Below are 20,389 nucleotides of genomic sequence, written 5' to 3'. Positions count from 1 at the left end.
GCCATGCACGCCGTTGTTGCATTTTCTCAACCTGCACAGGACGCCCCATGGCCAAGACTCCCACGACAGCGGCGGCAAAGAAGTCCGCCAGAAACTCCACTGCCGCGAAGGCTGCGGCACGCAATACCGACAGCGGGCCGGCCCGCCCGTCGCCCGCATTGGATGACGACGCTCCCGCGCGCCGCATGGAAGACGTGCAGACCACTGCAGCCGCGATGCCGTACAACTCGACCAAGGCCGGCGAACACGGCGCGCTCAGCGGCCAGGCACCAGCCACGGGCCAGCATGTCTCCCCGCCGTCGCCGCTGGTGACGGGCAGCACGCTGTCGGAGGCGCAGACCAACACCAAGGTCGGCACGCGGGCCGCGGAAGGCAGCAACCCCACCGCCGCGCCTCTGGACCGCGTGCGCGTTGACTCGAGCGGCCAGCCGCTGACGACCAACCAGGGCGTGCGCATCGCCGACAACCAGAACTCGCTGAAAGCCGGCACGCGCGGGCCGGTCCTGCTGGAGGACTTCATCCTCCGCGACAAGCTCACCCATTTCGACCACGAGCGCATCCCCGAGCGCATCGTGCACGCGCGTGGCTCGGCGGCGCATGGCTTCTTCGAGGCCTACGAGCCGCTACCCGACCTGACCGTGGCCGCGCCGTTCAAGGAAGCCGGCAAGATCACGCCGGTGTTCGTGCGCTTCTCGACCGTGGCCGGCGAGCGCGGCAGCAAGGACACGGCGCGCGACGTGCGCGGCTTCGCTGTCAAGTTCTATACCGACGAGGGCAACTGGGACCTCGTGGGCAACAACATCCCGGTGTTCTTCATCCAGGACGCGATGAAGTTCCCCGATCTCGTGCACGCCGTCAAGCCCGAGCCGCACCACGGCATGCCGCAGGCGGCCAGCGCGCACGACACCTTCTGGGACTTCGTCTCGCTGATGCCCGAGTCCACGCACATGTTGATGTGGGCCATGAGCGACCGCGCCATCCCGCGCTCTTACGCGACGATGCAGGGCTTCGGCGTGCACAGCTACCGGATGGTCAATGCCGCAGGCGAGTCGGTGTTCGTCAAGTTCCACTGGAATCCGAAGTTCGGCACGCACTCGCTGACCTGGGACGAGGCCGTGAAGATCTCCGGCGCCGACCCCGACTACCACCGCCGCGACTTGTGGGAGCGCATCGAGGGCGGCGCCTTGCCCGAGTGGGAGCTGGGCATCCAGGTGTTCACCGAGGACGAGGCCGCGCGCTTCAGCTTCGACATCCTCGATGCGACCAAGCTGATTCCCGAGGAACTGGTACCGGTGCGCCCTATTGGCCGCATGGTGCTCAACCGCAATCCCGACAACTTCTTCGCCGAGACCGAGCAGGTCGCCTTCTGCACGGCCAACATCATCCCGGGCCTGGACTTCTCCAACGACCCGCTGCTCGCCGGCCGCATCCATTCCTACGTTGACACGCAGATATCCCGGCTGGGTGGGCCCAATTTCCATGAGATTCCCATCAACTCGCCCATCGCGCCGGTGCACAACAACCAGCGCGACGGCATGCACCGCCAGGCCATTCACCGCGGCCGCGTGTCGTATGAACCGAACTCGCTGGCCGGTGGCTGCCCCTTCCAGGCCGGCGCGGCCGAACAGGGTTTCACTTCGGTGGCCGCGCGGCTGCGGGCGCGGGAGGACCAGGCCAAGGTGCGCGCCAAGCCCGAGCTGTTCGCCGAGCACTACAACCAGGCCCGCCTTTTCTACGAGAGCCAGTCGCCCGTGGAGCAGTCCCACATCGCCGCAGCCTTCCGCTTCGAGCTGAGCAAGGTGACCGTGCCGGCCATCCGCGAACGCATGCTGTCGTCGCTGCGCAATGCGTCGCAGGACCTGGCCGGCAAGGTTGCCGCGGGCCTGAACATGCCGCTGCCCGAGCCGATGCCGAAGGCGATTGCGCGTGCGCCCAAGCCGGAGGTGAAGGTTTCGCCCGCGCTGTCCTTGTTCGCGCGGCCGGGCGATGGCTCCATTGCCGGGCGCAAGGTCGTGCTGCTGGCGGCGGACGGTGTCGTCGGCGCGTCGCTGCTGGCCGTGCATGCCGCGCTGTTCGAGCAGGGCGCCGTGCCGCGCATCGCCGCGCCGCGCATCGGGCCGGTGCAGACGGCTGACGGCGTGGCGCTGCAGGCGGATGTGTCGCTGGAAAACGAACCCGGCTTCCTCTTCGACGCGCTGGTGCTGCCGGACGGCGAGGGCGCCGTGAACGCGCTGATGCGCGACGGCCACACCTACGAGTTCATCCGCGACCAATACCGCCACTGCAAGTCCATCCTGGCGCTGGGCACCGGCCTGCAACTGTTGCAGGCAGCGGGCGTGGGCACGGCCACCGTGACGGAAGTGCCTGATCCCGGCATCGTCGTCGCCGATGACGCGGACACCGGCGCCGCCGCCTTCATCACGGCCATTGCCAAGCACCGCCACTTCCAGCGCGAGAGCGATCCACCGATGGTTTGAGCCCGACGGTCGCTGCGTGTCGCCGCTCAGGTCACCCAAGCCGCGCTGTTCGTCTGTAGCCCTGGCCCGCAGGTGGACCGCTGCCGCTGGGGGAGTTCGACAGCGTGAGCCACTGTCCCGCCCATCAAAGCTGACGCCCCGTGCTGCGCTCAGCCCCTGATCACCGCCTCGAACAACAGCGCCAGCTGGCTGGCAATGAGCAGCTCCTGGCGCGTCCACGCCCGCGTTGTGCGGGCATCGACCAGCCACAGCGCGCCGGCCAGCTGCACGCCGTCGTAGAGAGGCACCTCGATGCGCGCCTCGGCCGCGCCGGGCAGGCTGGACAGCTCGGCGTGGCAGGGGTGCAGCGCGGCGTCGGGCAGGGCCAGCGGCGTGCCGTGGCGGGTCAGCAGGTCGACGTAGCGCGGCTGCGCCTCGCGGCTCAGGCCGCCCTGGCCGGGCTGACCAAATAAGGGCAGGCGGATGACGCTGGCCACGCCGAGGATGCGCGCGCTGGCCGCTTTCAGCTCGGCCAGGGCTTCGGGCGGTGGTGCGGCAGCCAGGCGTTGGCGTTGGCCGAACAGATGCAGCAACAGCTCTTCGGGCGTGACGGGTGCGCCGGTGTCCTCGGCCGGCGGCGCGGCCAGCGTGACGCGCGCGGGCAGGCTCAGGCGTTCGATCTCGGACTGCAGGGCCAGGTGTTGCCAGAGGTGGTCCAGCGCGCCGGCGGCGTCGCCCTCGGCCTGCAGCAGCTCGGCCAGTTGCAGGTGGGCCTGCCGGGCCTGGGCGCGGGCCTGGATGCGCTGGGCCAGCGCCAGGCCGTGGCGGGTGGAGCGCACGGCGGCGGCGTTGTCGCCACGGGCCAGCGCAATCTCGGTCCAGGTGCGGCTGGCCGCCGCCTCCAGCCAGGGGTAGCCCTGGCGGGCTGCGATGTCCAGGGCCAGCCGGCAGTCCGCCACGGCCCAGTCCATGCGTTGCCGGGCCAGCGCCGCGCGCGCCAGGTGCCAGTGCGCCTCGGCCTCGAACACACGGTGCGCGCCGCGACGCGACGCCGCCAGCCCGTGGCTGAAGTAGCGCTCGGCCGCAGGCAGGTCGCCCGTCTCGAAGCTGCCCACGCCGATGTTCAGCGCCAGCTTGGCGGCCAGGTAGCTGTCGTCGCCATGGCTGCTGGATTGCGCCAGCTGTTCGCCAGCGTCGCGCATCTGGCGCAGGCCGCGCGCCCAGTCGGCCTGCGCGTAATGGACCTGCCCCAGGCCGATGCGTGCCGCCACGGCGGTCTGCAGATGGCCGCTGACCTCCGACATGTCCAGCGCGCGGGACCACTGCTCGCTGGCGAGCTGGTACTCGCCCTGTTGATAGGCAATCCGCCCCAGCGCCTCGCAGACGCGCGCCGCCTGCACCGGGAAATGCCCGGCCGCCGCCAACGCGCCCGCTTGCTCCAGCGCGGGCAGCAGTTCCAGCGCGCGGCCGCGCGGCTCCAGCAGGCCGAAGCGGGCGTAGAGGGCATCCACGCCGACAGCGGTGTCACCGGTGGCAAAAGCCTGGGCGCTCAGGCGTTCCAGCAGCCGGTCAGCCAGGCCGGGGTGGCGGTGCGCCACGCGGGCGATGCGGCCCAGCAGGGTGGCCAGCGTGTCGCTGGCGGCGGGTTGGAGAGTGAACACTTAGGCGGCAGGCTCAGGTTGGTTTCTCACTGGTATTCTTGTCCATTCGAGAGCCTTCCCGCTCCGTCAGGTGTTGATTGCGTAGGCTGCGTTGGCGGCCGTAGACCAGTTTAAAACCAATTGACGATGACGGTCGTTGGTATTAGAGTGGTATCGACAGAATCCCGTCGACCATGCCGCCTGCTCTCGATCCCTCTCTTGTGACCTCTCACGACTCCGGCCGCCCTGCGCGCTGGTGGGTTGGCATCGACGGTGGCGGAACCAGCACGCGGGCCGTGGTGGCTGATGCTGGCGGCCAACTGCTGGGCCGCGGCGAGGCCGGCGCGTCGGCGCTGAACCAGGGTGTCGAGCAGGCTTGGCGGCATATTGCCGAAGCCATCGCGCGGGCTGGCGTGCCGGGCTTGCAGCTGCGGGATTGTGCCCTCGGCCTCGGTCTGTCGGGCACCGGCGTGCCGGCCCAGCTGCAGGCCTTTGTCGCCGCCGACCCCGGCGTCGCGCGCTTCTCGTTGGTCACCGATGGCCTCGCCGGATTGCTCGGCGCCCACGGTGGCCGGCCCGGCGCGCTGCTGATCTCGGGCACCGGCTCCGTGGCCGAGGCGCTGCTGGAGGACGGCACCCGCCGCATGACCGGCGGCTGGGGCTGGCAGATCGGCGACGAGGGCAGCGGCGCCTGGCTGGGCCAGCAGGCGATGAAGATCGCCCAGGCCGCCTTCGACCACCGTGCGCCTCGTGGCGCGCTCGCTGAAAGCGTTTACGCCGTCGCCGGACCGAGCCGCGCAGCGCTGCTGGCCTTCTGCGCCCAGGCGGGCCAGGGTGGCTATGCAGGCCTGGCGCGGCTCGTCTTCGACAGCGAGGCGAGCGACCCCGCGGCGGCCGCGCTGCTCGATTCAGCGGCGCAAGCGCTCGACGCGCTGGCGCTTGCTTTGCACCCCACCTTGCCGCTTGCGCTGGCCGGCAGCATCGCGCTGCGCCTTGGCAACCGACTCAGCCCGGCGTTGCAGTCCCGCCGTGTCGAACCCCAAGGCGATGCCGTTGCCGGCGCGCTCTGGCTGATCCAACAGAAATGACATCCGCATGAGCGCCTTCGACTTCAAAGCCGACCCCAACGCGGCCTCGCCGCTTTACATGCAGCTTGCGCAAAGCCTCGCGCAGGCCATCCGCGAGGGCATCTTCCACGCCGACGAGGCGCTGCCGAGCGAGCGCGTGCTGGCCGAGCAGCTGGAGCTGTCGCGCGTCACCGCGCGCAAGGCCATCGACCGGCTGGTGGAGCAGGGGCTGATCATCCGCAAGCGCGGTTCCGGCAACTACATCGCGCCCAAGCTGGAGCAGCCGCTGACCCGCCTGACCAGCTTTTCTGAGGAGCTGCACCAGCGTGGCTTCGTGCCCAGCTCGCGCTGGCTGCTGCGCGGCTTCACGCCCGCCGCGCCGGACGAGCAACTCTCGCTGGAGCTGAAGAGCGGCGAGCGCGTGGCGCGCCTAGAGCGGCTGCGGCTGGCGGACTCGGTGGTCATGGCCTACGAGGTGTCGGTGCTGCCGCAGTCGGCGCTGCCCGACCCGCAGAAGGTCGAGGCGTCGCTCTACACCCACCTGGGCGACCGCGCCCCGGTGCGCGCGCTGCAGCACATCCGCGCGCTGAACGCAGACGCCAAGCTCGCCGGTCTGCTGGAGGTGCCGTTAGGGGCGGCTGTGCTGTTCATCACCCGCGTGGGCTATCTGGCCTCGGGGCAGGCGGTGGAGCTGACGCACTCCTACTGCCGCAGCGACTACTACGACTTCGTCGCTGAGATGCGCAGGGACTGATGAACTTGCGCATCGAAGGCGACATCGTCACGCCGCAGGGCGTGATCGCTGGCCATATCGACATCGACGGCGCGCGCATCGCGGCCGTGACCGGCACGCCCATCGCCGCCGCGCGCGCCGGTGAGGGCGGCCGGCCCATCCTGCTGCCCGGCTTCATCGACACCCATGTGCACGGCGGTGGTGGCCGCGACACGATGGAAGGCGGCGACGCCATCGAGACGATTGCGCGCCGCCACGCCCGCCACGGCACGACGGCGCTGCTGGCCACGACGATGACCGCGCCGGTGGGAGAGATCGAGGCGGCGTTGAAGGCGCTCGGTGCCGTCTGCCGCGTGCGCGGCGCACAGAGTGCGCGCGTGCTGGGCGTGCACCTCGAAGGGCCGTACATCAGCCCCGACCGCCTCGGCGCCCAGCCGGCACATGCCATCCCCGCGACGCTGCAAGAAGTGCAGCGGCTCAACGAATTTGCGCCCATCAAGGTGCTGACGATTGCGCCGGAAATGACCGGCCACCTCGCACTCATCGGCCCGCTGCGCGACGCCGGCATCCGCGTGCAGATCGGCCACAGCGATGGCAGCTTCGACGACGGCGTGGCCGCGCTCAAGGCCGGCGCGGCCGGCTTCACCCATCTCTTCAACGCCATGACGGGCCTGCACCACCGCGAGCCCGGCATGGTGGGCGCGGCGCTGGCCTATGGCCAGCATGCCGAGCTGATCCCCGACCTGCTGCACGTGCACCCCGGCGCCATCCGCGTCGCGCTGCGCTGCATCCCCGGCCTGTTCTGCGTGACCGACTCGACGGCCGCCGCCGGCATGCCCGACGGCGACTACCGCCTGGGTGAATACACGGTGCAGAAATGCCTGGGCGGCGTGCGCCTGCCCGACGGCACTTTGGCCGGCAGCGCGCTGACGATGGACCAGGCGCTGCGCAACCTCGTGCAGGTGCTGGGCCTGGCGCTGCCGGACGCCGCGCGCCGCGTGTCGACGCTGGCCGCCGAATACCTGGGCCTGCCCGACCGCGGGCGGCTTGCCGCCGGTGCGTGGGCCGATGTGGTCGTCATGGATGCCGGGCTTCAGCTGCGGCGCGTTTTTGTAGAAGGTGAAGAGATCGATGTCGTCGCTGATGCTTGAAGAGGCGCTGAGTGCGCCTGAGGTGGTGGCCCGCCAGTTGGCGGCCGACCCGCTGAGTTATGCCCGCCTGGGCGACAGCCTGCGCGAGCAGCCCCCGGGCAGCGTGCTGACGATTGCGCGCGGCAGCTCCGACCACGCCGCGCACTATCTCGCCTACCTGGTGATGGCGCGGCTGGGCCGGCTGGTGACGTCGCTGCCCATGTCGCTGATCACGCTCTACCAGAGCCGCATCCACTGCGAGGGCCTGGTGTCGCTGGCCTTCTCGCAATCCGGCCAGAGCCCCGACCTGATCGCGCCGACGCAGTTCTTCCGCGACGGCGGCGCGCGCACGGTGGCCTTCGTCAACGCCGGCGGCTCGCCGTTGGCCGCCGCTGCGGAGCACGTGTTCGAGCTGCGCGCCGGCCCTGAGAAAAGCGTGGCCGCCACCAAGAGCTACATCGCCCAGCTGGTGGCCGGTGCGCGCGTTGTGGCCGCCTGGCAGCAGGACGACGCCTTGCGTGCCGCGCTGAACGTGCTGCCCGCCGCGCTGGAGCAGGCGGCCAAGCTCGATTGGACGCCCGCGCTGCCGGTGCTGCAGAACGCCGAGCGCCTCTTCGTACTGGGCCGTGGCACCGGCCTGGCCGTGGCGATGGAAGCGGCGCTCAAGCTGAAGGAAACCTGCGGCATCCAGGCCGAGGCTTTCTCGGGCGCCGAGGTCAAGCACGGGCCGATGGCGCTGGTGCACGACGGCTACCCGCTGCTCGTCTTCGCGCCGCGCGGCCCGGCGCAGGCCGGCCTGCTGGCGATCGCCGACGAGATGCGTTCGCGCGGTGGCCGCGTGCTGCTAGCCGCACCCATCGGCACGCCCGGCGCCGAGTTGCCGCTGGTGACGACGGGCAACGAAGACCTCGACCCCATCGCGCTGGTGCAGAGCTTCTATCCGATGGTGGAGGCGTTGGCGCGCGCGCGGGGCTTCAACCCCGACGTGCCGCCGAACCTGGCCAAGGTCACCAAAACACACTGAGCACGAAGACCATGAGCACCTTCGATCCTGGCCGTCTCGTGATGGTCGACATTCCGGGCCAGTCCCTGGATGCGGAGACGGCGAACTTCTTGCGCGAGCAGAAGATCCGCTCGGTCTGCCTGTTCCGTAAGAACATCGGCAGCGAGAGCGAGGTGCGCGCGCTGATGCGTGACCTCATCGAGGTGCTCGGCCCCGAGGCGCTGATCGGCATCGACCAGGAAGGCGGCGCCGTCGTGCGCGTGACCTTCCTGCCGCAGCCGCCCTCGGCGATGGCGCTGGGCGCGAGCGGTGACGCCGACCGCTCCGAAGCCGTGGGAGCCGCCGTGGCGCGCGGGCTGAAGTCGCTCGGCATCAATTGGAACTTCGCGCCGGTGCTGGACGTCAACAACAACCCGTCCAACCCGGTCATCGGCGAGCGCAGCTTCTCCAACGACCCGGTCGAGGTCAGCCGCCTCGCCGCCGCGTGGATGCGCGGCTCGCTTGCGGCCGGCGTGGCCTGCTGCGTGAAGCACTTCCCCGGCCATGGCGACACGCACGTGGACTCGCACCACGCGCTGCCCACGGTCGACAAGTCGCGTGCCGAGCTGGATGCGCTGGAGTTGGTGCCGTTCAAGGCGCTGGCATCGCAGGCGCCGGCCATGATGACGGCCCACATCGTCTACCCGCAGATCGACCCCGACCGCCCGGCCACGCTGTCGCCGCAGCTCATCGACGGCATCCTGCGGCAGGACTGGGGCTACGACGGCGTCGTCATCACCGACGCGCTGATGATGAAGGCCGTGGCCGAGCGCTTCGGCTACGCCAAGTCCGCCGTGATGGCCATCGAGGCCGGTGCCGACATGGTGCTGGCGCAGGGCTCGCTGGCCGAGCAGCTCGTCGCCATCAACGCGCTGCGCGACGCCTTCGCCAGTGGCCAGCTCACACCCGCGCAAGGCGACACCGCCAACCGCCGGCTGGACACGCTCGCCGCCGCCTACCCGGCCCGTGCCGTGGACGATGCCGCCGCCCGCGCCGCCGACCACACGCTGATGGCCGAGGCCTGGGCCGCCGGCCTGACCGCGCTGCGCGGTGCCAAGCCGCCCGCATTGAATGCGCCCATCCGCGTCATCGTGCAGGGCGACGTGCCGACCGACATGGTGTCGGAGGCCGGCCCCACGGGGCGCCATGCCGTCGCGCTGTTCGACGGCTTCACCGATGCCCAGGTGCAGATGGTCGACGACATCGCCCAGCTCGACTGGACGACCGTGCCCAAGGACGGTCGCATCAACGTGCTCGTGTCCACGCGGCGGGCGCGTTATGGGCTGGCTGCTTCGGAGTGGCGGCCTGACTTGCACCTGTCGTTGTGGAACCCCTACCAGGCGCTGGACGTGGCCGGGCCGACCGTGCTGACCTGGGGCTTCGCGCCCGGCGCGCTGGCGGGTTTGAAAGCCTGGCTGGAAGGCCGATCGGAAGCCGCCGGCCGTGCGCCGCAAGGACTCAAGTGATGGAGACGAATCAAGAGGGCCGAGCGCCGGGCCGCTCCCAAGCCGGCCCGAATCCCCTCGGGGGATTGACCGGCGTACTCGGCGGGCGAGGGGCTCCAGGTACGCCGATGAGGTGGATCCCCAGCCTCTACTTCGTCCAGGGGCTGCAGTTCTTCGTCGTCATGCTGATCGCCGGCCTGATGTTCAAACAGATGGGCGTGGCCAACGACCTGATCGCGCGTTGGACCGGCCTCATCGGCCTGGCCTGGGCCTTCAAACCGCTGTGGAGCCCGCTGGTGGAGCTGGCGCGCAGCAAGAAGATGGTCGTCGTGGGCATGCAGTTCAGCGGCGCCGTCGGCCTCGGGTTGCTGGCGCTGGCGTTGCAGGCGCAGGCCTTCTTCGCGCTCAGCATCGCGGTGCTGTTCTTCCTCGCCTACGCGTCGGCCACGCACGACATCGCCTGCGACGGCCTCTACATGAGCGCGCTGGACAACAAGCGCCAGGCGGCCTATGCGGGCTGGCAGGGCGCCTTCTTCAATGCCTCCAAGTTCCTGACGCTGGGCGGCCTGCTGGTGCTGGCGGGGCGGCTGGAAACGCGCATGGGCGTGTTCAATGCCTGGAGCTTGATCTTCGCGTTGCTGGCCGGCCTGCTGGCGCTGCTGGCGGCCTGGAACGCCAAGGCCTTGCCCAACCCACAGCGCGTGTCCAGCGAGCCGGTGAAGCTGGCCGAGATCGTGGCCGACTTCCTGAAGAAGCCCGGCATCTGGAAGATGGTGCTGTTCATCGTGCTGTTTCGCCTCGCTGAAGGCCAGGTGCAGACCATCGGCCCGCTCTTCCTCATCGAGGCACGCGACAAAGGCGGCCTGGGCCTGACGGGCGAGCAGGTCGGCGGCGTCTACGGCACGGTGGGCACGGCGGCCTTCCTCGTCGGCTCCATCCTCGGCGGCTACTTCACGTCGTGGCTGTCGCTGAAGCGCGCCATGCCCGTGCTGGTGCTGATGATGGCCGTGCCCAACGCGGTGTTCTGGGGCCTGAGCCTGGCGCTGCCGACGTCCCTCTGGACTATCAGCGCGGCCGTGGGCCTGGAGATGTTCGGCTACGGCTTCGGCTTCGTCGGCATGATCCTGTACATCATGCAGGTGGTCGCACCCGGTCGCTTCCAGACCGCCCACTATGCGCTCGGTTCCGGCGTCATGCAGCTGGGCTTCATCCTCAGCAAGACCATCAGCGGCGACGTGCAGATCGCGATGGGCTATCAGCACTTCTTCCTGTGGACGCTGGTCTGCGGCGCGCCGGCCCTGCTGCTGCTGCTGTGGGTGCCGATGCAGCGCAGCGGTTTGGCCGCAGAGGCGGTGCCGGCATGAAGGCCGCCTGGCTACTGGTAGCGGCTGCGCCCGCCTTCGCCGCCGGCGAGTTCTTCGACGACTTCTCGCAGAAGGATCTCGACGCGCTTCGCGCCAGCGGCTGGGTGCTGCGCGAGGGCACCGGCCATCCGGGCCTGCCGGGCGCGCGCTTCTCGCCCGGCCAGCTCACGCTCGACGGCGGCCTGCTGAAGTTGAAGCTTTCCACCGATGGCACCCCCGCCAACACGACGCTGGCGCAGCTGTGCGCGCCGCGCAAGTTTCTCGTCGGCACGACGACGGCGATGGTGCGCTTCCGCGACACGGCCGGCTCGCGCGACCCCATCGTCCAGAGCTTCTTCCTGGCCGGCCCGCTGAAGCACGACTACGACCCCGATTTCAGCGAGGTCGACTTCGAGTACCTGCCGCACGGCGGCTGGGGCGAGCCCGGCACGCGGCTCTACGGCGTGAGTTGGCAGACGGCGCGCATCGACCCCTGGCAGTCCTTCAACCAGGCGTCCATCGTGCCCGGCTCGCACGACGGCTGGCAGATGCTGACCGTGCAGGTCGAGGCCACGCGCACGCGGCACTTCCTGAACGGCAGGCTGATGGGCGAGCACACCGGCCGCAATGTGCCGAGCAAGCCGATGGCGATCAGCTTCAACCACTGGATCTCGGCCGGTGCCGTAGAGGGCGCACCGCGCGACTACACCTTCGATGTCGACTGGGTGCTTCACGTCGTCGGCAAGACGCTCACGCCGGCCGCCATGCAAATGCGCGCCATTCAGTTGCAGTTGCATGGCAAGGCGCGCCTCGATACCGTGCCCGACCTGGGCCTGACCAGCGAGTGCAATCTATGAAGAAGACCCTGATCGCCGCCCTGGCGCTGGCCGCCGCCGTCGTGCATGCGCAGGCGCCCGCGCCCGTCGTCGGCACCTACATCCTGGCCGAGCGCGGCGTCGATGTTGTCGAGCAGCTCAAGCCTGGCCGCGTCACGCACATCCTCTACGCCTTCCTGCTGATCTGCGGCGAAGGCCAGCGCAAGGAGGAGGCGCCGGCCTGCGCCGGCAAGCCCAGCTTCAGCATCGCGCCGCATGCTGATCAGGACACATTCTCTGCAGCCTTTGTGCGCCTCAAGCAGCGCGATCCCAAGGTGCAGGTGCTGGCCTCGGTGGGCGGCTGGGGCGGATCCGACCCGTTCTTTCACCTCGCCGCAACACCCGAGGGCCGCGCGGCTTTCGTGAAGTCATCGACGGACTGGCTGCGCGCCCACCCCGGCTTCGACGGCCTGGACATCGACTGGGAGCATCCCGGCAACAACGGTGCGTCCAACGGCGTGCAGCTGGGCAGCCCGGCCGACGGCGAGCACTTCGTGCAGCTGCTGCAGGACCTGCGCACGGGCCTGGACGCGCTGGGCCGCGAAACGGGAAAGGACGCCAGCAAGCACTACGCGCTGACCGTGGCCATCAACACCACCAAGGAACAGCTGGCGCGCATGCCCATGGGCCGCGCCGCCGAGTCGCTTGACCTCGTCTTCATGATGACCTACGACTTCGCCGGCCCGTGGACGAAGAAGGCCGCCAACCACACCGCGCTGCGCAGCGCCAAACCCGGCGACGAGAGCCTGGAGTTGTCGGTCGCCAACCTCAAGGCCGCAGGCGTGCCCGCCGCCAAGATGGTGGCCGGCGTGGCCATGTACGGCCGGGGCTTCGACGGCGTAAAGGCCGACGGCAGCTACGGCAAGCCCTGGCCCAACGCGGACGGCTCGGTCGCCTTCAAGGACGTTGCCTTGCTGAGCGGCATGAAGCAGCAGTTCGACAAGCGCAGCCAGTCCTGGTCAATGGTCGGTGGCGGCAGGTTCGTCGGCTACGACGACCCCCGCGCCGTGCACGCCAAGGTCGCGTTCGCCAAGAAAGCCGGGTTGGCAGGCGTGTTTGCCTGGGAGCTGAGCCAGGACAACGGCGAGATACTGGACGCGATGAACACCATGCACACCACCAAACCGTGATCACTGCCCGGCGCATCGCGTCGGTAGACGCCCTGCGCGGCCTGACGGTCGCGGCCATGCTGCTGGTCAACAACCCCGGCGACTGGGGCCACGTCTACGCGCCGCTGCTGCACGCCCCCTGGCACGGCTGCACGCCGACCGACCTGGTCTTTCCGTTCTTCCTCTTCATCGTCGGCGTGTCGGCCTCGCTCGGCTTGGTGCCGCGCGTGCAACAGGGCGCGGCGCACGGGCCACTGTCCGCCGTGGTCGTCTGGCGCGGCCTGCGTATCGTGGGCCTGGGCCTCGTGCTGCACGCGCTGGCCTGGTGGCTGCTGCACAGGCCGGAGTTCCGCGTCATGGGCGTGCTGCAGCGCATCGGCCTGTGCTTCATCGTGGCCGGCGTGGTGGCGGTGCGCTGGCGCGAGCACCGGCAGTGGTGGCTGCTGGGCGTGCTGCTCGCCGGCTATGGCGCGCTGCTGCAGTTTGGCCAGGCGTGGGGCATAGGCCTGGAGAAGCTGGGCAGCCTGGAGCAGCACATCGACACCGCCGTGCTGGGCCGCTTCGCCTACGAATGGAACCCGGCCACGCGCATCGCTTTCGATCCCGAGGGTTTGCTGTCCACGCTGGGCGCGCTGGCGACGACGGTGTTCGGCCTGATCTGCGGCGGCCTGCTGCGGCGCGAGCAGGCGCGCGCGCTGCTGCTGACGGGCATGGCGGCGGCACTGGTCGGCTGGTGGTGGTCTGCATGGCTGCCGTGGAACAAGCAGTTGTGGACGCCGTCTTTCGTGCTGTGGACCGGCGGCCTGGCGGCGGTGGCGCTGGCCGTCGCGCACCTGTCGGTGGATCGCCTGGGTCTGCCCGCTTTCGGTCGTGCCTTCGGGCGCAACGCCATCGGCGCCTACGCGGGGGCGTGGCTGTGCACGCTACTGCTGGCGGTCACGGGCTGGATGGAGCCGCTTTACCGCACGGTGTTCGGGCCGGTCGGCGCCCGGGTCGGGCCATATGGCCAGTCGCTGGCCTTCGCACTCGCCTTCGTTGCCGTCTGGGCCGCCGTCGTCTGGGTGCTGGACTGGCGCGGCTGGCACTGGAAGGTGTGACGCCCAAGCATGATGAGCGCAGACATGACGCGGCGGCGTTGAGGGGCAGCCCATGCAGCCGATGAACGAAGTTGCCGGCCTCACGCGCGAGCGCTTCGAGCGTGAGGTGGCGGCGGGCTACGAGCCTGTGGTGATGCGCGGCGTGGCGGCGCACTGGCCGCTGGTGGCGCACGGCCGCGCGGGCCTGGAGACGTGCCTGCAGTACCTGATGGGCTTCGACCAGGGCACGCCGGTGGACGCCGTGCTCGCCAAGCCCGAGCCCACGCGCGCCTTCGGCTACAAGCCGGCGTTGGACGGCTTCAACTTCCTGCTCGACAAGCGGCCTTATGCCGCGCTGTTCGAGCAGCTCTGGCGCTACAGCCACTTCCCTGACCCACCCGCGCTGGCGGCGCAGAGCGCGCTGGTGTCGCAGGCGCTGCCGGGCCTGGCGCAGGCCAATGCGTTGCCGCTGCTGGACGGTTCGATAGCGCCGCGCATCTGGATCGGCAACCGCGCCACGGTGCCCGCGCATTTCGACGACTCGCACAACATCGCCTGCGTGGCCGCCGGCCGGCGCCGCTTCACGCTGCTGCCGCCGCAGTGCGCGCCGCTGCTCTACCTCGGCCCGCCGGACTACGCGCCCACCGCGGCGCCGATGTCGGTGGTGCCCGACCTGCACACGGCCGACCGCACGCGCTTTCCGTTGGTAGGCGAGGCGCTGGACCAGGCCGTCGTTGCGGAACTGGAGCCGGGGGACGCGATCTACATCCCGCCGCTGTGGTTCCACCAGGTCGATTCGCTGGCGCCGCACCTGAACATCCTGATGAACTACTGGTGGCGACCGATGGCAGCGCCGCAGCGCCCGGACGACCTGCACATGGCCGCCCTGCGGCTGGCCATGTTGGCCCTGCGCCATCTGCCGGACGGCGAGCGCGAAGGCTGGCGCGCCATGTTTGCGCACTATGTGTTTGGCGCGCGCGGTGACCAGCTGGCCCACATTCCCGAAGGGCAGCGCCATCTGTTTGGCGAGGTGGACGCGGCGCGCGACGCTGAAGTGCGCAAGGACCTTGCGGACCGCTTGAAGCCCTGACCCGGCGCTACCAGAGGTAGAGCTGCAGGCTCTTGTCGCCCCCGCGCGGCGGGACGTTGGCGAGCAGCTCGCGGTGATCGGGAAAGTTCAGCGCGCTGCGCTCGATGAAGTCGTCCACCGCGTCCAGCGGGTGCCGCGCCTGGTGTGCGGTTGGCGGCTGCAGGTCCTGCGCGTCGGGAAAGATGCCCATGCCCGCCAGCAGGGCGTACCAGGACACGATGGGGTAGCCCTGCCCGAAGCGGCCCGCCTTGAGCCCGGCCGCGAGGGGCTTGCGGGACATCCACGTCATCAGCACGCCTTGCAGCGAGTCCGACAGATGCATGTTCTCGGCGTTGGCGCGCCAGTAGTCGGTGTCGGTGCGCGAGTTGGTCTTGTAGTGCGCCACGATGTAGTCGCGCGTGTTTTCGAACCGGACTTGCATGGCGTCGTTGAAGGCGGCTTGAGAGGCGGGGCCGAGGTCGCCTTTCTCCAGCACCTCCACCAGCATCGCGACCGTGCGCTGCACGAACAGCAGGGCCGTCGCCTCCAGCGGCTCGATGAAACCTTGCGACAGCCCCACGGCCACGCAGTTGCGGCTCCACGTCTTGCTCATGCGGCCGACGCGCATCTTCAGGTGCCGGGCCGGAATGTCTGCGTCCAGCAAGCCGAGGTGCTGGCGCAGCTCGGTCTCGGCCTGGTCCGCCGAGCAGTGCGCGCTGCTGTAGACGTAGCCGTTGCCGTGACGGTTGGTGAGCGGGATCTTCCACGCCCAGCCGTGGCGCAGCGCGGTGGAGACGGTCTGCGACTCGATGGCCCCGTGCAGTGGCGTCGGCATCGCGATGGCCGCGTCGTTGAACAGGTTCTCGGCGTACGGGATGAACGGCGTCTGCAGCGCCTTGCCAATCAGCAGCGAGGAGAAGCCGGTGCAGTCGACGAAGAAGTCGGCGGCCAGGCTCTCGCCGTCGTCGAGCTGCAGCCGGGCAATGTCGCCGCGCTCGTCGAGCATCACGTCGGCGACGTGGCGCTGCAGATGGGTCACGCCGCGCGCCACCGCGTTGGCGGCGAGGAACTGCCCCAGCAGCGTGGCGTCGAAGTGATAGCCGTACCAGACGTCGAACGGGAACTCGGGACGTGCGCGCGGCCCGCGCGCCTGTCGCGCCAGCGCGGCGGCGACGAAGAAACGGTCCGGGTGGGCGTGCACGTCAGCGCCGTCCAGCCGCTCATGCACGTTGTCCACGAACTGATGCATGGTCAGGTTGTCCAGCATCGACGCGAACGGGTGGAAGTAGCGCTCGAAGCCCGGTTTGGTCGACCAGCCCTCGAAGGTGATGCCGCTCTTGTAGGTGGCGTTGCAGGCCGGCATCCATTCCGATTCCTCGATGCTCAACCCCTCGAAGAAACCCCGCAGCCACGGCGTCGAGCCTTCACCCACGCCGATGATGCCGACCTGCGGTGACTCCAGCACCGTCACCTTCAGGCGCGGGCCGTAGGCCGAGGTGGCCAGCATCAGCGCCGTCATCCAGCCCGCGGTGCCGCCGCCCACCACGCAGATGTGCTGCACGGGCGGTGGCGCACCCGTGGCGCCGCCTGCCGCGCGCGGCGCAATGTGCTGGTTGAAGATGGTGGCGGTGTCGGTCATGAGGCAGTCGAAATGAAAAAGGGGAACGTGTTGCCACGCTCCCTTTGATTTGGGTGACCTGGGGCGCCTGCCGGAACCCGAGAGTTCCAACAGGCCCCACGGGCATCAGAAATTGACGCGCGCGGTCAGGTAGAACTGACGGCCGTTCTTGTAGATGCCGCGCGGCTGCACTTCCGAGGCGTAGTACTTCAGCTTCGGGTCGTTCAGGTTCTGCGCGTCCAGGCTCAGGGAGAAGTTGTCGCTGAACTTGTAGCCCAGTGATGCCGACAGCACGCCGCCTGCCTTCTGGTAATAGTCGGTGGCGCGGTCCGTGCCGATGAAGATGTCATCGGTGTAGCTGTAGTTCACACGGGCGGAGAACTGATCGTTCTCGAAGAACCCGCCCAGCGTGAACGAGTTCTTGACGTCGCCGCGCAGCACGTGGCCATCCTGGTCATGGCCATCCGCGAAGGTGTAGTTCGCGCTGACGCCGAAGTTGTTGAAGATCGGCGTCTCGAACGCGAACTCCAGACCCGTCACGGAAGCCTTCTTGTTGGTCAGGCTGGTGATGAGGAATTGGCGGTTCGCCACAGCCAGCGGCGCGTCGGGCGCATTGGTGGCGGGGATCAGGGCCGGGTAGGTCCCTGTGAAGCTGCCGTTCGTGATGTAGCTGCCCAGGTTCATGTGGAAGGCACCCATCGACACGAAGGCACGAGGCGCGAAGTACCACTCGATGTTGGCATCGAAGTTGGTCGAGCGGATCGGCTTCAGGTCGGGGAAGCCGGCCGTGCCGCTGCCGACGGTGGTGTTGTTGCCGTACATGTTGGAAGTGTTCAGCGACGTGAACGCGGATATGGCCGTGTAGTCGGCACGGGTCAGCGTGCGGCTCAGGCCCAGGCGCGCCACCACGGTCGGCGTCACGTCAATCCGCACGCTGGCGCTGGGCAGCAGGTCGGTGTAGGTCTTGCCGGCGGAGGTCTCGAGGAAGCTGCCGAACAGGGACGTGAAGGACGCAGTCTCGCCGGGCAGCGTGGAGCGGAAGGCGCCCGACGACTGCTTCGTGCGAACGGCGCGCAGGCCCACGTTGCCGCTCCAGCCGTTGCCTTCCAGGTTGCCCTGCAGGTAGGCGGCCGTCGAGGTTTCCTTCACGCGGTACTCGCCGCCGTCGAAGGGCGAACGGCGAGCGACCGGGTCACGGTTGGTGTAGGCGTCGTTGTAGGCGGCCAGTGCATCAGCGGGGATGAACGAGATGCCGGTCGGGAAACTGCCGCCCAGGCCGCTGCCGAAATTGCCCGGATAGCTGCCGCTCGCGGCGGGCACGCTCGTGTTCCACGCACCCTTGGGACCTTGGCTGATGGTCGGGTCGGTGTAGCGCTGGTGCTCGGCAGTGCGCACGCCGAACTTCAGGCTGCGCAACGTCCCTGCATCCAGCGTGTATTCGCCGTCCACCTGGGCCCAGTCTTCCTTGTCATGCACGATGGTGTGCTGGTTGCCGAAGATCCAGTCGGCAGCCCGGGTCGGAGACGTGAAGCTGAAGGAGGGCGCAGTACCGGTGCCGTTGAGCTGGTAGCTGGACTGGGTCGTCATGATGCGCTCTTCAAGCACGTCCTGGCGGAGCGTCTGGCCCTTGCCCTTGGATGTGCCTGCGTTGGCCGTCAGCGTCAGCGAGCTGTTCACCTTCCAGGTGCCGTCCAGGCTCACGAAGCCGTTTTCGGCGGACGCCTTGCGCGAGATCTGGTCGTAGTAGCCGGCTGCTGAAGCGGTGGCCCAGTTGAACGTCGCGCTGGTCAGCGTCTTGACGCCCTTGCTGTCGGTGGCGATCGAATAGTTCGAGATGGTGGCGCTGTCGATCAGGCCAGCGCGCGGCGCAATCAGGTAGTTGCGGTTGTAGTTGTCCGCATCCATCTTGGAAGTGAAGCCCGTCAGCGTGATGTCCACGTCCTGGTTGGGCTTGAACTGGGCACGGATCAGGCCGCCCTTGCGCTCGCGCTCCTGGGTGAAATAGGCGGCGCCGACGAGGTCCGGCGTGTAGACGCCAGCCAGTTCGGGATGCGCCGCGATCAGCGTGGGCGCGTTAGCGGCGGTCAGCTGGTTGATGTAGCCGAGCGCTTCCACGCCGTCACGACGCAGGCTGCGCTTTTCCGAGAAGGCCTGCACCAGCAAGCCGAAAGTCTTGGAATCATTTTTCCAGTTCAGCAGGGCGCTGATCTGCGGGTCGGTCTTCTTCGGCAGGCTGGCGTACACGGCGCCCAGGCCTGCTTCAAAGGTCAGGGCCTTGGAGAACTCCAGCGGCTTTCGGGTGATGATGTTGATCGAGCCGGCCGTGCCGCCTTCCACCAGGGAGGCTTCGGAGCTCTTGCGCACTTCCACGCGGCTCACCAGTTCGGACGGCAGCAGCGAGTAGCTGACGCTGCGGCCGACGCCGGCGCCGGTCTGGTCCAGCACGAACCAGTCGCCGTTGGCGATGCCGTGGCCATCCAGCAGCGTCTGCGTCAGGCTGGGGTTGGTGCCGCGCAGGCCGACGCGGTCACGCTCGTCGAAACCACCGGAGCCGCCGGCCGGGCTGTTCAGGATGGTCACGCCGGGGATGCGGGCCAGCGAGTCAGCCACGTTCTTGTCAGGCATCTTGCCGATGTCTTCGGCCGAGATGACGTCGATGTGCGCATCGGCGTTGCGCTTGACGCTCAGGGATTTTTCCTGCGACGCGCGGATGCCGGTCACAACGACCGTGTCCAGCTGGTTCTGCGCCGGGGCGGTTTGAGCCATGGTCGCGCCGCTGGCGCCTAGCAGAGCGATGAACACCGCCTGCGAGATGGGGGTCTGCTTGACCTTCATATGAAATTCCTCGTTGTGGCCAATGATTTGGGGCGGCGGTCGCTACTTCGGGCTGGTTGCATACCACCTCAAGTCCGGTTGTCGCTTTGCTTTGCCTTGAACAACGACGTCAACCAGTGTGATGCCACTGTAACGATTGATAACGCCACTTTGCTACCAATTTCGACTGAGTAGTTTCCCGGAGATCAGCCCGTCAGGCGCGGTTGCATGGGAGCGTTCTGCTGTGGAGGTGCGCGATTGCCACCGAATTGGCATTCAATTGGTATCTTTTGTTGGCCGCCAACTGTTGCGAACGGGCGACGAAAAGCTTGTCGTTCCACGCGAAGGCGCCCGCGGCGCATCCGCACTGGTTGCTGACTGGCCTTGGTTTGGTGCTTAACTGGTTGCTGGCTGCAGCGCGGGTGGGGCGTCCGGCCTGCGGATCGCGCCAGCGCCGCCAATGCAGATGCGCTGTGGGCTTTACGCGAGACGGTGCTGCGCGCGGCAACTCGGCCCCGAGCCGCTTGCTGCAGGGTTCTGTTGCGTCACGTCGGCCCTGTGCTATAGTTGCGGGCTTGCCTCAGGAGGGGTGGCCGAGTGGTTAAAGGCAGCAGACTGTAAATCTGCCCGCATAGCGTACGCTGGTTCGAATCCAGCCTCCTCCACCAAGATCTTCAGTCTTGGAAGGCAGTTACAAGCTCCCAGGGCGGGAGTAGTTCAATGGTAGAACCTTAGCCTTCCAAGCTAATGACACGGGTTCGATTCCCGTTTCCCGCTCCATCCAGGAGTGATTTGGTCGGCGAGCGTCGACACCGGTTTGCCGGCCTGCGGCTCAGCAATGAGCTTGGCGTCAAACCCGTGCCGATGCCCTTGTGGCTCAGTGGTAGAGCACTCCCTTGGTAAGGGAGAGGTCACGCGTTCGATCCGCGTCAAGGGCACCACAGATTTTCTCTTTTTCTACTCGTTTCAACG

The 20,389-nt window shown here is 68.5% G+C and carries 14 protein-coding genes and 3 tRNA genes; 14 read left to right on the top strand and 3 right to left on the bottom strand.

Annotated features, from left to right (window positions below):
• The first annotated feature begins 47 nt into the window (after nt 1-47).
• Nucleotides 48-2,477, top strand: a complete 2,430-nt coding sequence (locus ABIS05_RS15445) for a catalase (protein WP_348013551.1) — start codon at nt 48-50, stop codon at nt 2,475-2,477.
• 149 nt (nt 2,478-2,626) lie between these two features.
• Here ABIS05_RS15445 and ABIS05_RS15440 read toward each other — a convergent pair whose 3' ends face one another.
• Entirely contained in the window at nt 2,627-4,117 is a 1,491-nt protein-coding gene (locus ABIS05_RS15440) for a GAF domain-containing protein (RefSeq protein ID WP_348013550.1), read from the bottom strand.
• Nucleotides 4,118-4,317: 200 nt separating this feature from the next.
• Between ABIS05_RS15440 and ABIS05_RS15435 the strand changes: the two genes are divergently transcribed.
• The 10 genes from ABIS05_RS15435 (at nt 4,318) to ABIS05_RS15390 (ending at nt 15,006) form a co-directional block, all read left to right on the top strand.
• Nucleotides 4,318-5,184, top strand: a complete 867-nt coding sequence (locus ABIS05_RS15435) for a BadF/BadG/BcrA/BcrD ATPase family protein (RefSeq protein ID WP_348013549.1) — start codon at nt 4,318-4,320, stop codon at nt 5,182-5,184.
• A 7-nt stretch (nt 5,185-5,191) separates the two neighbouring features.
• Nucleotides 5,192-5,917, top strand: coding sequence for a GntR family transcriptional regulator (locus ABIS05_RS15430; protein WP_348013548.1), 726 nt, complete (start codon nt 5,192-5,194; stop codon nt 5,915-5,917).
• Entirely contained in the window at nt 5,917-7,047 is a 1,131-nt protein-coding gene (gene nagA, locus ABIS05_RS15425; protein WP_348013547.1) for an N-acetylglucosamine-6-phosphate deacetylase, read from the top strand. Before ABIS05_RS15430 ends, nagA begins: the two co-directional genes overlap by 1 nt.
• Entirely contained in the window at nt 7,028-8,050 is a 1,023-nt protein-coding gene (locus tag ABIS05_RS15420) for an SIS domain-containing protein (protein WP_348013546.1), read from the top strand. The genes nagA and ABIS05_RS15420 overlap by 20 nt, the downstream gene beginning before the upstream one ends.
• An 11-nt stretch (nt 8,051-8,061) precedes the next feature.
• The gene (nagZ, locus tag ABIS05_RS15415) at nt 8,062-9,534 is read left to right on the top strand and encodes a beta-N-acetylhexosaminidase (protein ID WP_348013545.1); all 1,473 of its coding nucleotides are present in this window, start codon (nt 8,062-8,064) and stop codon (nt 9,532-9,534) included.
• Nucleotides 9,535-9,641: 107 nt separating this feature from the next.
• Complete coding sequence (locus tag ABIS05_RS15410; RefSeq protein ID WP_348013544.1) at nt 9,642-10,877, top strand: MFS transporter; 1,236 nt, start codon at nt 9,642-9,644, stop codon at nt 10,875-10,877.
• Nucleotides 10,874-11,713, top strand: a complete 840-nt coding sequence (locus tag ABIS05_RS15405) for a glycoside hydrolase family 16 protein (RefSeq protein WP_348013543.1) — start codon at nt 10,874-10,876, stop codon at nt 11,711-11,713. Before ABIS05_RS15410 ends, ABIS05_RS15405 begins: the two co-directional genes overlap by 4 nt.
• Nucleotides 11,710-12,861: a glycosyl hydrolase family 18 protein gene (locus ABIS05_RS15400; RefSeq protein WP_348013542.1), complete on the top strand. Its 1,152-nt coding sequence runs from the start codon at nt 11,710-11,712 to the stop codon at nt 12,859-12,861. Before ABIS05_RS15405 ends, ABIS05_RS15400 begins: the two co-directional genes overlap by 4 nt.
• On the top strand, nt 12,858-13,937 hold the full coding sequence (locus tag ABIS05_RS15395) for a heparan-alpha-glucosaminide N-acetyltransferase domain-containing protein (protein ID WP_348013541.1): 1,080 nt from the start codon (nt 12,858-12,860) through the stop codon (nt 13,935-13,937). The genes ABIS05_RS15400 and ABIS05_RS15395 overlap by 4 nt, the downstream gene beginning before the upstream one ends.
• A 52-nt stretch (nt 13,938-13,989) precedes the next feature.
• On the top strand, nt 13,990-15,006 hold the full coding sequence (locus ABIS05_RS15390) for a cupin-like domain-containing protein (RefSeq protein WP_348013540.1): 1,017 nt from the start codon (nt 13,990-13,992) through the stop codon (nt 15,004-15,006).
• A gap of 7 nt (nt 15,007-15,013) precedes the next feature.
• On the opposite strand, the gene ABIS05_RS15385 is transcribed toward ABIS05_RS15390, so the two are convergent.
• Both ABIS05_RS15385 and ABIS05_RS15380 read right to left on the bottom strand, forming a co-directional pair.
• Complete coding sequence (locus ABIS05_RS15385; protein ID WP_348013539.1) at nt 15,014-16,624, bottom strand: tryptophan halogenase family protein; 1,611 nt, start codon at nt 16,622-16,624, stop codon at nt 15,014-15,016.
• Between the two features lie 105 nt (nt 16,625-16,729).
• The gene (locus ABIS05_RS15380; protein WP_348013538.1) at nt 16,730-19,438 is read right to left on the bottom strand and encodes a TonB-dependent receptor; all 2,709 of its coding nucleotides are present in this window, start codon (nt 19,436-19,438) and stop codon (nt 16,730-16,732) included.
• Nucleotides 19,439-20,000: 562 nt separating this feature from the next.
• Here ABIS05_RS15380 and ABIS05_RS15375 point away from each other — a divergent pair.
• The 3 genes from ABIS05_RS15375 to ABIS05_RS15365 all read left to right on the top strand — a co-directional run bounded on the left by ABIS05_RS15375 (nt 20,001) and on the right by ABIS05_RS15365 (nt 20,358).
• Nucleotides 20,001-20,085: transfer RNA gene (locus ABIS05_RS15375), tRNA-Tyr, on the top strand.
• Between the two features lie 38 nt (nt 20,086-20,123).
• A tRNA-Gly gene (locus ABIS05_RS15370) sits at nt 20,124-20,197 on the top strand.
• An 86-nt stretch (nt 20,198-20,283) separates the two neighbouring features.
• Nucleotides 20,284-20,358 (top strand) — tRNA-Thr (locus tag ABIS05_RS15365).
• The last annotated feature ends 31 nt before the right edge of the window (nt 20,359-20,389 follow it).

The sequence above is a fragment of the Roseateles sp. genome (assembly GCF_039929605.1).
Taxonomy (GTDB): Bacteria; Pseudomonadota; Gammaproteobacteria; order Burkholderiales; family Burkholderiaceae_C; genus Pelomonas.
This window is presented reverse-complemented; position numbering and strand designations above follow the sequence as displayed.

Excerpts from the sequence above, each read along its gene's own strand:
- ABIS05_RS15390 (WP_348013540.1), top strand. The coding sequence starts at position 13,990 with ATGCAGCCGATGAACGAAGTTGCCGGCCTCACGCGCGAGCGCTTCGAG.
- ABIS05_RS15385 (WP_348013539.1), bottom strand. The coding sequence starts at position 16,624 with ATGACCGACACCGCCACCATCTTCAACCAGCACATTGCGCCGCGCGCG.
- nagA (WP_348013547.1), top strand. The coding sequence starts at position 5,917 with ATGAACTTGCGCATCGAAGGCGACATCGTCACGCCGCAGGGCGTGATC.
- ABIS05_RS15405 (WP_348013543.1), top strand. The coding sequence starts at position 10,874 with ATGAAGGCCGCCTGGCTACTGGTAGCGGCTGCGCCCGCCTTCGCCGCC.
- ABIS05_RS15400 (WP_348013542.1), top strand. The coding sequence starts at position 11,710 with ATGAAGAAGACCCTGATCGCCGCCCTGGCGCTGGCCGCCGCCGTCGTG.
- ABIS05_RS15380 (WP_348013538.1), bottom strand. The coding sequence starts at position 19,438 with ATGAAGGTCAAGCAGACCCCCATCTCGCAGGCGGTGTTCATCGCTCTG.
- ABIS05_RS15445 (WP_348013551.1), top strand. The coding sequence starts at position 48 with ATGGCCAAGACTCCCACGACAGCGGCGGCAAAGAAGTCCGCCAGAAAC.
- nagZ (WP_348013545.1), top strand. The coding sequence starts at position 8,062 with ATGAGCACCTTCGATCCTGGCCGTCTCGTGATGGTCGACATTCCGGGC.
- ABIS05_RS15410 (WP_348013544.1), top strand. The coding sequence starts at position 9,642 with ATGAGGTGGATCCCCAGCCTCTACTTCGTCCAGGGGCTGCAGTTCTTC.
- ABIS05_RS15420 (WP_348013546.1), top strand. The coding sequence starts at position 7,028 with ATGTCGTCGCTGATGCTTGAAGAGGCGCTGAGTGCGCCTGAGGTGGTG.
- ABIS05_RS15430 (WP_348013548.1), top strand. The coding sequence starts at position 5,192 with ATGAGCGCCTTCGACTTCAAAGCCGACCCCAACGCGGCCTCGCCGCTT.